This window comes from Bradyrhizobium sp. CCBAU 51745 (assembly GCF_028128715.1).
In the GTDB taxonomy this organism is placed as follows: domain Bacteria; phylum Pseudomonadota; class Alphaproteobacteria; order Rhizobiales; family Xanthobacteraceae; genus Bradyrhizobium; species Bradyrhizobium manausense.
Genome location: NZ_LBJP01000068.1, coordinates 54,246 through 65,746 on the forward strand (window position 1 = coordinate 54,246; position 11,501 = coordinate 65,746).

An 11,501-nucleotide genomic window follows, 5' to 3' on the forward strand; every position below is an offset into this window, starting at 1 on the left:
ATTGCGCGATTTGGTGGGAAGCTTTATGAATGGCAGCGCGTTGCAAGGCGAACACAGCTGCGAGACGCGCCCGGCAAACTTGATGACCGCACGAAGCGGAAAGGGATCAGATTATGTTCCCACCTCGGTCTTGATCAGGTTCTCCTCGCTGTCGTCATAGAGGGAGTCGATCAGTGACCGGTACCGCTCCACTATTTGCTTGCGGCGCTTTTTCCGCGTTGGCGTCATCACCCCATTCTCTGGAGAGAGCTCCTCCGGAAGTATTCGAAAGGCCTTGACCTGCTCGGCTCTCGCCAGCCGCGCATTTGCTTTGGCAATTTCGCCTTCAACCATCCGAACGACGATCTCTGAGTCGGCCAGATCCGAATAGTGCGCAATACGAAGATCACGCGATTTGGCCCACTCCATCGTCGCGGTCGCATCTACTTCGATCAACGCCGTCAGATACCTCTTTCCTTCTCCGATCACCGCCGCTTCAGAGATGAAGGGACTGTGCCGGATTTCATTCTCGATCTGCGTGGGGCTGATCGACTTGCCGTTCGATGTGTTGATGATCTCCTTCTTTCGATCGACGAGCTTGAACAGGCCTGTCGGCCCAATCTCCACAATATCGCCGGTATAGAGCCAGCCATCGCGGAGGGCCGACTTCGTTTCCTCTGGCTTATTCCAGTACCCGACAAAGAGCCCGGGACCTTTGACGATCATTTCTCCGTCTTCAAGAACGGCTGTTTCCCACGCTGCATCATGCACGGGGACGCCTACAGTGCCCGCTTCCGGCCATTCAGCCATTTGGACCAGGTTCGCTCCAACCAGCTCGGTCTGCCCGTAGCATTCCTTTAGCTGCAATCCCCACAGTTGCCACAGAGACATGAGTTCGGAAGGCATCGCGGCCGACGACGTATAGGTGACGGTGAGAGCTTCAAAGCCAACCTCGGCAAGCAAGGGACGGAAAATCCGCTCCTGGCAGACGCCGAACAGGGCGGATATGAACGGGTTGGGCACACCGCCGGCCTGACGGTCTTCGAGCGCCTTGCGAGCGATCGTCATTGCAAATTGGTAGTCTTGCTTCTGCTTCTCCGACCCCGAATGAACCTTGCTGAGGATCTGGGTGGCAAACCTCTGATAGAACCTCGGCGGAGCCATAAAGTAGGTTGGCTTCACTTCCTTGATCGTTTGAGCGAAATCAGCGCTCGATTCCCCAAAGTATGGCACAAGCCGGATCAGCAACGGCAACGTCGTTGCCTGCGCGCGCGCAACCGTATGAGACATCGGAAGATGCACCACGACGCGATGTGCATCGTAACGCAAACTCGAACTGAAGGTTGTCACCGAATGCGCGCCAGCGAGTAGCGAAAGGTGGGTTAGCATCGCACCCTTCGGGAACCCCGTCGTACCGGACGTGTACCCAATGCTCGCGATATCGCTTGCCTTCAACTTGGAAATCTGCTCCCCAAGGAACAAATCAGCGTCGACCGCGATTCCTCTCAAGAACTCCTCGAGCGGGACAACATTTGCGGAGCCGCCCACCCTCTTCCACTCGGGGTCGAGCACGATGATTTTCCTCAACGTGTCGGCCAGGCCGGAGGCGCGGACAATATCGAGTTGAAGTTCGCTCCCGACAAAGACAAAAGAGGCTCCGGAATCGCTGAGGTAGTAGCCCACTTCTTCTGGCGATGACGTAAAATAGACGCCGACCATCACTCCGCCGGCGCAGATCGTCGCCATGTCCGCAAGCAGCCACTCCTGGGACGTGTCTCCCATGATGGCTGCACGGTCACCCTGTCCGAATCCGGCTTTTTGCAAAGCCGCGGCCAAATTGGCTACCAAGTCTGAATACTGCTTCCAGGTTGTCGCAGTCCATTCGCCCCGGCGCTTTTGCGCGAACGCAATCTCATTTGGCCGTACCGCTCTTCGAGCGCGCAGAAGCTGCGGAATGGTCACATCCACGAACTGAGCCCCCGACGTGAAGTCTTCGACATCCATTTCACCGCTCCGCGAAACGCTTGCGCTTCTCGGCGAAAGCGGCGACCGCATCTCTGCGCTCTGGCGAAGCGAACGTGATAGTCTCCAGGGCCGTTGAGGTATCCAGCAGCAGGTGTGCATACTGCTTGATGATCTTGTTGACGCTGTACTTCGTCCAAATGATTGCTTCCTTTGGGCCGCTCGCGAGCATCTCCGCGTATTCGATCGCGGCCTCCTTGACGTCTCTGTCGGTGATGACGTCGTTGATCATTCCGATGGAAGCCGCCTTTTCCGCGGAAATGAATTCGCCGGTCATGAGATAGTGTTTCGCACGGGCTGGTCCCATCAGAAGAGGCCAGATTACAGCCCCGCCATCGCCCGCGACGACGCCCGCAGTAACATGCGTATCGGCGAACCGTGCTGTTGGATTTGCGAAAATGATATCGCAGAAGAGCGCGAGCGTCGCGCCGAGACCAACGGCGACGCCGTTGACCGCAGCAACGATCGGGACTTCGACTTCCAGCATATTCCGAATCAGATGACGCCCACCTCGGGTCGGCGAAGGAATCGGGCTCTTGTCGAGCGTCTTCTGATCACCACCGGAACAGAAGCCGCGTCCGGCGCCCGTTAGCACGATTGCGCGTGTCGCCTTGTCGTCGTCCAGCTCGACGAAGACGCGCTCCAGCTCGTGGTGCATATCCCAGTTGATCGCATTCAGGATTTCCGGGCGGTTCATCGTTACGATGGCAACACCGCTAGGCCGCCGCTCGACAATCAGATATTTGTAGCCCTGCTTCGACATTGGTCTGCTCCCGTGCTTTCCTGGTAACTCTACTTTTGCGGCCGCATGGCGCGGATCTGACCGAGGATCTCTTCCGTCGGTCGCACGACATTGTTTCTGTCGTTGAAGTGCGGGATTACATAGCGCCCGACCATTTCGATCGCTTCCATGATCTTCTCGTGATTCACAGAGTCGAGATGCAGAAGGACCTCATCAACGCCCAATGCCTGGAACTTTTCGATCTGTCGAATGACGGTATCGGGGCTTCCGCAGACCGTAGTTGCCGAGTGATTGAGCAGATAGTCCCAGTCCTTGGCGGCGCGCTCCATGGCGGGTACGCTCTCGCTCATGTACGCGTAATCATCGGCAATCTTTGCCAACCGTGGATAAGCGTCGGTCGAGATCTTTGCATAGTTCATCAACGGCTCGGCGTAGTCTTCCTTCGCCTTCTGATCCGTAGGACCAATCCCACAAAAGAGCGGAATGCCGATGCGTGGGCGCTCGAGCGGCCCAAGCTCGTCGTGCTTCCAGGATCGACGATAGGAGTTGAGCAGCTTTTCCTGGACTTCCCATCCCTGGTAGATTGAATTGCTCATGACAGCGAGGCCTTCGGCTCCGGCCCAGCTGTGACTGCGTTCGCTTGTTGCAGCAATGCCGATGACCGGATGGGGCTTCTGCAGGGGCTTCGGCACAAGCATTCGCGGCGGAACCTGGTAGTACTTGCCCTCGAAGGTGAAGATGTCTTCGCGCATCGATTTCTTCAGAAGCGCGATTCCCTCCTCCATCTGAGCGAGCGTTTCACCGGGATCGACGTTGAACGCGCGCATCGCGATGGTGGTATTGGCTCGACCGGCGTAGAACTCCATGCGACCGTTCGAGAGAATGTCCGTCACCGCCAAACGCTCCGCGGTCCGCAAGGCATGATTGATCTTCTGCGGCATCAGAGTGACCGCCGGCCTCAGCTTGATGCGTGAGGTGACGGCAGCGAGGTAGCCGTAGACTACTTCCGGCGCCGAGCTCGAAATGCCGCCCAACGCGACATGTTGTTCAGAGAGAGAGGCGCAATCGAACCCCATCTTTTCAGCGAGGCGGACCTCGTCCACTAGTTCATGAAGCCGGCGCGCATAGCTCTGCCCGACCTGGGTTTCTTGCTCCGACCAAAACCCGAACGTAAGTGCCATCTTCTTAATCCTCAGGGAGTTTCGAGATGGCCAGCATTTCATGGGCGCAGCGACATTTTCGTTCGAATGCAGGGCGTCGTCACACGACTTTCCAAATTATGTGCTGCGCGCAGCTGACCATATGGCGTCTCGGGACAACTATGTCGCCCACCGCCGCGTCTTAACTATTTGCGTGTGGTACCCTGTTCGGTCTGGATGCGCTCATCGCGCCTCGACTCATCTGCCGAAATAGGTGACGAGGAGTTCAGCTATTCCTTCAAGGCATCGCTCGCCAATTTCGGCAGTTGAACCATGCGGGTCGCCAATGATGCCGTTGACGGTGATCGACTTAATGCCGTTTCTCCACATGGACTGAAGTTGCTCTTCAGAGAGCGCGCCAAGATGCCCTGCTTCAAACCGATTCAGCCGGACGGTGTCAGGGCGGAGATAAAGCATAAGCGATGTCTCGGCTATGTCGGCATGCCCGCCAACCGCATCTGGGTCTGCGCCAGCCTCTTTGACCGCGCTTCGCCACCTGTCGATCCAAGCAATGGAGTCAAAAAATGCGTCGACCTCGACGCCTTGCGGCAGGGCGAGTCTCAGCCGAGGGAGCATGTCGCGCAAAAACGGAAAATTGCCGATATGCCCTGAGAACAGCAGGATTCGCCTGAAACCGTGCCGAGCGAGACTTGTGCAGTAGTCCAGGCAGATTGCTTCGAACGTTTCAGGACGAAGGGAGATCGTGCCGGGAAAGACGAGATGGTGAGCTGAGCAGCCGACCTTGATTGTCGGTGCGACCAAAGCATTTCCAAGATGCCGTGCCACCTTCGATGCGAGCGCATCAGCGTGGTCGGCATCCATGCAAAGAGGAAGATGCGGTCCATGTTGCTCGACGGCCCCGCACGGTACCAGGATCGTCGACGTCCCCTGCGCCAGGGCGGCCGACACTTGCTCAAAATTCATCAACTCCAGTCGAACTTCATCGGAAGAAGCGAATTCGGTCATCGATGCCTACTTTGCTTTTTTCGACAGAAATCGGGCCCGCGCGTCTGCCGAACTGTCTCCCGTCAGGTAGGCCCCAAGATCCTCAATTGTCATCGCCTCAAGGGAGGCGTCGTCCATCTGGTCCGTCAGGTTCAGCGAGCGCTTGATGGCCGCAAATAGCCTTTGATCCTTTCCGCGAAGGTGCTTACACACTTCTAACGCCCGCGACGTCACGGCCGACGTCGCTGCAATCTCGTCGACGGCTCCGACCTCAAGTGCTTTCCTTGCATCGACCAGATCGCCCCAATATAGCAGCGCTCGCGCATCACGAAGCCCCAGTTTCTGCACTGCCTTCCGCATGCCTTTGGCCGCAGGCAAAAGACCATGGTTGATTTCCGGGAACCCGATCTTACACTCGCCATTGGCGACCACGTAGTCGGCGTGCAGAAGAAATTCCAACGCGCCGCCGACAGCGTAACCTCGGACGGCACACACGAACGGCGCTGGATATCGCTCCATCTCGCAAAGAAGCGCGTGGAACGACCTCATACGAGGGCGGGATATCTCGATGCCCGTCACTTCCTTTATGTCGCCGCCTGCACTGAAGAACCGGGCACCCTGACCAGTCAGAACAATACCTGGCGGCGCCGCCTGGCTGCCAAGCGCTCGAAAGGCCTCCAGCAAGCGCTCAACCAGTCCGTTGTTCAACGCGTTTGCCGGAGGCCTGTTCATGGTCATTGTGACCATGTCAAGGTCGCGATCGATTAAGAGGGCGTCATCCTGTACCATGAGTAGAGTCTAGGCCACGTACCTCGGAATTGATTGCTGTACACCGCTTCACCGTCGGTAAGCATTAACACAAAACGTTGCCCCAGTGGCACATCGCGGCATCATCTGCTTTGACGGCTGTGCAATTCCGCTGGTCCGTGGGGCCGTTGAGCAAGAGAGAGCGCATAATGCTCGGCGCAATTTGCGCCACAGCTCCGCTACACTCCGAGATATGCGCGTTGAATCTCGGAATTGTTGAGCAATTCGTGGCTCGATCCGTGCAGTACGATTGAACCATTCTCCAGGACGTAGCCGCGATCGCTCAAGGCAAGGGATTTCGCCACGTTCTGTTCGACCAGAAGCACTGTAATCCCTTGGTCGTGGAGCGATTTCACTACGCCAAACATCACATCTGTCAGTGCAGGCGATAACCCAATCGACGGCTCGTCGAACATGACGATTTCGGGCTTCGACATGATCGCACGTCCGATCGCCAACATCTGCTGTTCGCCCCCGGATAGCGTCCCGGCCAGTTGCCATCTACGCTCCCGCAGTCTCTCAAAGAGCCTGTAGACGAACTCAAGCGTCTCGAGCTGATGGGCCTTCGCGCGCTTCAGCGATCCGCCTAGCAAAAGATTTTCCTCGACAGCAAGGCTGCCGAAAATTTGTCGACCCTCGGCGACCTGCGCTATACCGCGTTCGCAGATCTCCCATGGGGGCAGCCCAGTAATATTGACGCCGTTCATTTTTACGGTGCCACTCGAAGACCGTACGATACCCGAGATTGATCTGATGAGCGACGTTTTCCCTGCACCATTCGCCCCAACGACGCTGATCAACTCTCCTTTTCGTATTTGCAGCGAGACACCGTTTAGTGCGCACGATCCGTCGTAGGCAACAGAGAGCCCGTCAATCGATAAGAGCGCCGCGTCAAGCATGGAAGCCTGCTCCCAGATAGCTATCAAGAACCTTCTGATCGGCAACCACTTCTGCGGGACTTCCCTCCGCGATCTTGGCACCGTGATGAAGTACGACGACGTTCGACGCGATTTCCATCACGATCCGCATGACGTGTTCGACCAGGAGGATCGTCAGGCCGCCTTCGGCAAGTGCCTGCAGCACTCGGACTACACCCGCCGCTTCTGTCGGTCGAAGGCCCGCCATTACTTCATCCAGCAACAACAGTTTTGGCCGGGTGGATAACGCCTTCGCCGTCTCCAGCATTTTCCGATCCGGAAGCGTTAGCTGGTCCGTCCGCGCATTGGCCTTGCCGGCAAGTCCGACGCTTTCAAGGGATTCGTAGGCTTTCGATTTGGCTTCCTTTACGCTTTTGGTCCAGCTGAAGGCGCCCACCATTGCGTTCTCGAGCACGGACATATCGCGCATTGGTCGAACGATTTGAAATGTTCTGGCGATACCCATCCTGCAGACAATCTCCGGAGGGGTACCGTCGATCTGGCGTCTTTCGAAGAACACCTGCCCGCTGGTCGGGCTCAGGGAGCCGGCGACAAGGTTGAAACAGGTCGTCTTTCCCGCGCCATTCGGCCCAATGAGCGCAGTAATACGTCCGGCCTCTAGCGTGAAGTTGACGTCCTTGACCGCAACCAATCCCCCAAACGATCGAGAGAGGTTCTTCACTTCCAATAAAGCCGTCATTCCTCGGCCTTTCTCAGATGCGGCAACCACAGTCGGGATGGCGCCTGAATTGCTTTGCAGAGACGCACGATCGCCGGCCAGATGCCATCTGGCAGAAACCAGACGACCAAAATGAGGACAATGCCGTACGAGATGTTGTTCAGCCCCGGAATCCGAAGATTGTCGCCGATGGCACTCATCAAATGGTTCAGAGGGATCGCAGCAAGCGAACCAATCAGAGGACCGAACGTCGTACCCAGTCCACCGACCACAGGTCCGATCAGCACATCAACGGAGAGCCCCATACCCATGATCGAGTCCGGGAATATCGACCCTTGCACGAGTCCCAGAACCCCACCACCGGCCGCGGCCGCTGCGGCGGATACAGAGATCACAAGAATCTTGTGCCGGAAAGTGCGGACGCCGAGCGCTCGTGCGGCCGGTTCATCGTCTCGCATCGCTCGCCACACGTATCCGAGGTAGGATCGTGAAATGAGTTCAGTCCCCGCGATTCCCAGCGCGGCCAGTGCAAGAGCGACAAAGTAGTAAAAGCGAGCTCCGCCTCGGAGCATTGAGACTTCGATCTCGCCAGTTGGCGCCGGAAAGAATAGCCCCTGCATTGCGCCAACGAATTCCCATCCACTGAAGATGATCCTGGCAAACTCCGCAGCCGCAATTGTCAGCAGCGCGAAATAGATTCCGCGCACTTCGAAGCGGAAGCTCAGCCACGCCAATACCGCACCGACTGACCCGGCAATGATCATTCCAAGGAAGAGGCCAATCCACGGCGAGATTCCATACTTTACGTAGAGGACGCCAACCGAATAGGCCCCTAGCCCAACGAAAAGTGCATGGCCAATAGATAGCTGCCCGCCGATTCCGAGCATCAAGTTCCAGGACTGCCCCAGGAAAGCGAATAGCAACACGATCGTCATCAGTGAGATAAAGTACGGATCTGCAAATGAGCCGACCAACGTAAGAACGACGAAGACCATCGCTCCAGCAAGCCACCGCTTCATTTCAGGCCCGCCATCAAATCTCTTTTGCACCGAAGAGCCCTCTCGGACGGAAAATCAGGATGATGATGAGGAGCGCATACGGAAGCGCCGTTTTCATTGACGGTGTGAACATCAGCGCCGCAATCGCCTCGGCGACACCGATAACGAGGCCTCCCAGCAGCGCTCCGCTGAAGCTGCCGAGACCACCGACGATGACCGTCACGAAAGCCAGAAGAGTGAAGTCAACAGCGAGATAGGGTTGGGCATCAAACAGAGGAGATATCAGCGCGCCGGCCGCACCGGCGCAGGCAGCACCGATTCCAAACGTCACCCCATAGACCCGGGGAATGTTCAATCCAACGACAAGGCCTCCCAACCGGTTGTCTGCGGCCGCTCGCAACGCCCGGCCAAACGAGGAAAACCGGAGGTATACTCCCAGCAGAGCGATAAGAAGACCTGCGGTGATCGCCGCCTGCAATCTCGCCAGATCGAGCGACACGAAGCCGAGTGATACAGTGCGAAACGACAGTTGAGAGGCAGTCGGACGCGGGTCAGGCCCGAAGGCGACCAGAAGGACGCCGCTAAAGAGCAGCGATAGGCCTATGAATACAATAAACTGGTAATGATGAGGCCGGTTGACGAACCGCTTCACTATCAGGGCTTCGAGGAGGTACCCGAAAAGGAACATGACGACCGCAGCTATTGCCGCCGCGGCGATAGTCGGGACGTTCCAGAGACGGACCGCCCAGTATCCGATATAGACGCCGAAGACGACCATCTCGCCGTGAGCGAAGTTTACCACCCGCATCACGCCGAATATGATGGTCAACCCCAGCGCCACCAGGCCATAGACGAGACCAAGCAGAATGCCGCCCGCAAGAACGTTTAGCCAAAGTGACAACATTATTGAGCATCGGCCGGTACGAGTGGACACCGGAGCCAAGTCATTAGGATGCCTGAGCACGCGACTGGCACCCGGCCTCGATCGCTCCAAATCGAGATGACTTCGCTAAGGGCTTTCCGCCTGGTCCCCTCAACACTCATTGCCGCCCCTTGCTCCAGAATTGAACTTTATCGGCGCTAAACAGCAGTTCATAGAAGCGGCGTGCCAGGAGCCACCAAGCCTCCAGCACGGCCCCTGACTAGTCGACGTTCTAACGTCTCGGTACTGTGAATTCGCCCTTCACATAGACGAGGGGTTCGCGATCCGCGTTTATCGCCTGTGCGACCACCTCACCGACGAAGATTGTGTGACTGCCAGCGTCGTGAAAATCAGACAATCGGCAATCAAAGCTACAAATCGCATCGATCAGACTTGGCGCTCCCGTAATTAGTTTGCGCCACAAACCCTCGGTAAAGCGTACGTCACCTTTGCTGCCGTCCTGACCCGAGAACTTTCTTGCCAGCTCGGCGTGATCCGCCGCGAGGATATTCCAGCAAAATGATCTGCTCTGCTTTATCGTATCGTGACCGCCAGCCGATTTATTCACGCAGACGAGCACGCTCGATGGCTCGGTCGACAATGAGCAGCCGGCGGTCAGCGTCAAACCGTGCCTGCCAGGTTGCACCCCGGTAGTCACGATAGACACTGCACCCGGCACGTTGCGCATTGCACTGCGGAACTCCTTGCTACTGAACGCCGGGATTTCTTGACTAGGCATAGGCGACACTCGGAAGTTCATGGTGATAGGCTTCCCCGATAGATCGAACCGATAGTCGGTTAGCTGCCCTTCCTGACCACGGCCTGAAAGAACTGAATTGTGTTCCGTTGCGGATCTTTCAAATGGGCCACCCGGCCATGCGCTCCCATATCCCGAACTTTACCGACGAGCTCAGCGCCCTGGGCCCGCGCTCGCTCAAGCGCAGCGTCCATATCTTCCACCTCGAATACAACGACAGCATTCCGAGACTGCTCGGACGCGGATTCCGCCGGACTTGCCAAGCAAAAGGCGGCCTTATCCTCTGCGAACTGAATCCACTTGCCGGCGTCGGCAAAGCGGATCGTCAATCCAAGCGCTTCGTAAAACCGGGCTAATGCTTCGGGTACCGGAGCGGTAAGATAGACGTGCTTAAGCTTCATCTTCTCACTCCTTGCTTGGCGTAGACCGTTGTTTAACGCCTGCACCGAGGGCTAAAATTCTGTGATCATAGTTGCGCTGTCCCTTCGGCATTAATGTTCAAAGTCGTCTCGCCCCGCATGATCAATCAGCATTTTATGCTGTTACTTTCGGACGCAAGACTCCGCCTCCGCCATCCCGTAGCGCGAGAGGAGATGGTTTCGTTTTTTCTCGTTTCAAACTGTTCTGATCGAAGTGTGCAGACTTGGAGGCAACTCTGCCGCTCATTCCAGCAGAGCTATTGAAAAAGCTCTCGCACTGCAACTTCTACCCTGCGCCAGCTCGCGGATTCACCATTTCCCTACCCTTTGTCGGACTCGGCTGCATCTTTCGCAGCTCATCTCTCTCAAAGCATAATTCTTGAATTGTCGCCTGTATCTTGCCGATGAGCGCTTCCGTTGCGCCTACGTCTATTCCTGCGAGCTCGTATTCAGGCTATGCCGCCTCGCTGTGCCCCAGCCTCGCATTCAGCTTTCGGATCAGCTCCTCGGCGGCGTCCGCGATTACCGTGCCGGGCGGGAAGATGGCTTCGGCGCCGGTCGTGTAGAGCGCGTCGTAGTCCTGCGGCGGCACCACGCCGCCGACGATGATCATGATGTCCTCACGCCCCTGCTTCTTCAGCGCGGCCTTCAGCTCCGGCACGGCGGTGAGGTGGGCGGCAGCGAGCGAGGAGACGCCGAGGATGTGCACGTCGTTCTCGACCGCCTGGCGCGCGGCTTCGTCCGCGGTGGCGAACAGCGGCCCGATATCGACGTCGAAGCCGATATCGGCGAAGGCCGAGGCGATCACCTTCTGGCCGCGGTCGTGGCCGTCCTGGCCGATCTTGGCGACCAGGATGCGCGGCCGGCGGCCCTCGGCCTCCTCGAACGCGTCGATCAGCGCCTGAACCTTCTCGACGGGGTTGCCCATGCTGGACGCCTCCCGCTTGTAGACGCCGGTGATGGATTTGATCTCGGCGCGGTGCCGGCCGAACACTTTCTCCATTGCGTCCGAGATTTCGCCGACGGTTGCCTTGGCCCGTGCCGCATCGATCGCGAGCGCGAGCAGGTTGCCGTTACCCTCGCCGGCCGAGCGGGTCAACGCGGCGAGCGCGGCC

General features: G+C 57.6%; 12 protein-coding genes. All 12 read right to left on the bottom strand.

From position 1 onward, the window contains the following. Window positions 1-111: 111 nt before the first annotated feature. On the bottom strand, window positions 112-1,983 hold the full coding sequence (locus tag XH98_RS16635; protein WP_271619281.1) for an AMP-dependent synthetase/ligase: 1,872 nt from the start codon (window positions 1,981-1,983) through the stop codon (window positions 112-114). A gap of 1 nt (window position 1,984) precedes the next feature. Next, a complete protein-coding gene (locus XH98_RS16640) occupies window positions 1,985-2,764 on the bottom strand; it encodes an enoyl-CoA hydratase/isomerase family protein (RefSeq protein ID WP_271619282.1) in 780 nt (259 codons plus the stop codon). A 29-nt stretch (window positions 2,765-2,793) separates the two neighbouring features. Further along, window positions 2,794-3,924, bottom strand: a complete 1,131-nt coding sequence (locus XH98_RS16645) for an LLM class flavin-dependent oxidoreductase (RefSeq protein WP_271619283.1) — start codon at window positions 3,922-3,924, stop codon at window positions 2,794-2,796. 216 nt (window positions 3,925-4,140) lie between these two features. Continuing rightward, window positions 4,141-4,908 (bottom strand): creatininase family protein, encoded by a 768-nt coding sequence (locus tag XH98_RS16650; protein WP_271619284.1) that lies wholly within the window; start codon window positions 4,906-4,908, stop codon window positions 4,141-4,143. Window positions 4,909-4,914: 6 nt separating this feature from the next. Next, a complete protein-coding gene (locus XH98_RS16655; protein WP_271619285.1) occupies window positions 4,915-5,676 on the bottom strand; it encodes an enoyl-CoA hydratase/isomerase family protein in 762 nt (253 codons plus the stop codon). Window positions 5,677-5,873: 197 nt separating this feature from the next. After that, complete coding sequence (locus XH98_RS16660) at window positions 5,874-6,593, bottom strand: ABC transporter ATP-binding protein (RefSeq protein WP_271619286.1); 720 nt, start codon at window positions 6,591-6,593, stop codon at window positions 5,874-5,876. Further along, window positions 6,586-7,311 (bottom strand): ABC transporter ATP-binding protein, encoded by a 726-nt coding sequence (locus tag XH98_RS16665; RefSeq protein ID WP_271619287.1) that lies wholly within the window; start codon window positions 7,309-7,311, stop codon window positions 6,586-6,588. Before XH98_RS16665 ends, XH98_RS16660 begins: the two co-directional genes overlap by 8 nt. Beyond that, complete coding sequence (locus XH98_RS16670) at window positions 7,308-8,309, bottom strand: branched-chain amino acid ABC transporter permease (protein WP_271619288.1); 1,002 nt, start codon at window positions 8,307-8,309, stop codon at window positions 7,308-7,310. The genes XH98_RS16665 and XH98_RS16670 overlap by 4 nt, the downstream gene beginning before the upstream one ends. A gap of 13 nt (window positions 8,310-8,322) precedes the next feature. Then, complete coding sequence (locus tag XH98_RS16675) at window positions 8,323-9,192, bottom strand: branched-chain amino acid ABC transporter permease (RefSeq protein WP_271619289.1); 870 nt, start codon at window positions 9,190-9,192, stop codon at window positions 8,323-8,325. A gap of 250 nt (window positions 9,193-9,442) precedes the next feature. Then, complete coding sequence (locus XH98_RS16680) at window positions 9,443-9,970, bottom strand: flavin reductase family protein (protein ID WP_271619290.1); 528 nt, start codon at window positions 9,968-9,970, stop codon at window positions 9,443-9,445. A gap of 38 nt (window positions 9,971-10,008) precedes the next feature. Further along, entirely contained in the window at window positions 10,009-10,368 is a 360-nt protein-coding gene (locus tag XH98_RS16685) for a VOC family protein (protein WP_271619291.1), read from the bottom strand. A 472-nt stretch (window positions 10,369-10,840) separates the two neighbouring features. After that, window positions 10,841-11,501 (bottom strand): methylmalonyl-CoA mutase family protein (locus XH98_RS16690; RefSeq protein WP_271619292.1); only part of this gene is annotated, 661 nt, incomplete at its 5' end.

What these genes read in the sequence shown, in the direction of transcription:
- XH98_RS16635 (WP_271619281.1), bottom strand. Translation starts at nt 1,983, where the DNA reads ATGGATGTCGAAGACTTCACGTCGGGGGCTCAGTTCGTGGATGTGACC.
- XH98_RS16640 (WP_271619282.1), bottom strand. Translation starts at nt 2,764, where the DNA reads ATGTCGAAGCAGGGCTACAAATATCTGATTGTCGAGCGGCGGCCTAGC.
- XH98_RS16645 (WP_271619283.1), bottom strand. Translation starts at nt 3,924, where the DNA reads ATGGCACTTACGTTCGGGTTTTGGTCGGAGCAAGAAACCCAGGTCGGG.
- XH98_RS16650 (WP_271619284.1), bottom strand. Translation starts at nt 4,908, where the DNA reads ATGACCGAATTCGCTTCTTCCGATGAAGTTCGACTGGAGTTGATGAAT.
- XH98_RS16655 (WP_271619285.1), bottom strand. Translation starts at nt 5,676, where the DNA reads ATGGTACAGGATGACGCCCTCTTAATCGATCGCGACCTTGACATGGTC.
- XH98_RS16660 (WP_271619286.1), bottom strand. Translation starts at nt 6,593, where the DNA reads ATGCTTGACGCGGCGCTCTTATCGATTGACGGGCTCTCTGTTGCCTAC.
- XH98_RS16665 (WP_271619287.1), bottom strand. Translation starts at nt 7,311, where the DNA reads ATGACGGCTTTATTGGAAGTGAAGAACCTCTCTCGATCGTTTGGGGGA.
- XH98_RS16670 (WP_271619288.1), bottom strand. Translation starts at nt 8,309, where the DNA reads ATGAAGCGGTGGCTTGCTGGAGCGATGGTCTTCGTCGTTCTTACGTTG.
- XH98_RS16675 (WP_271619289.1), bottom strand. Translation starts at nt 9,192, where the DNA reads ATGTTGTCACTTTGGCTAAACGTTCTTGCGGGCGGCATTCTGCTTGGT.
- XH98_RS16680 (WP_271619290.1), bottom strand. Translation starts at nt 9,970, where the DNA reads ATGAACTTCCGAGTGTCGCCTATGCCTAGTCAAGAAATCCCGGCGTTC.
- XH98_RS16685 (WP_271619291.1), bottom strand. Translation starts at nt 10,368, where the DNA reads ATGAAGCTTAAGCACGTCTATCTTACCGCTCCGGTACCCGAAGCATTA.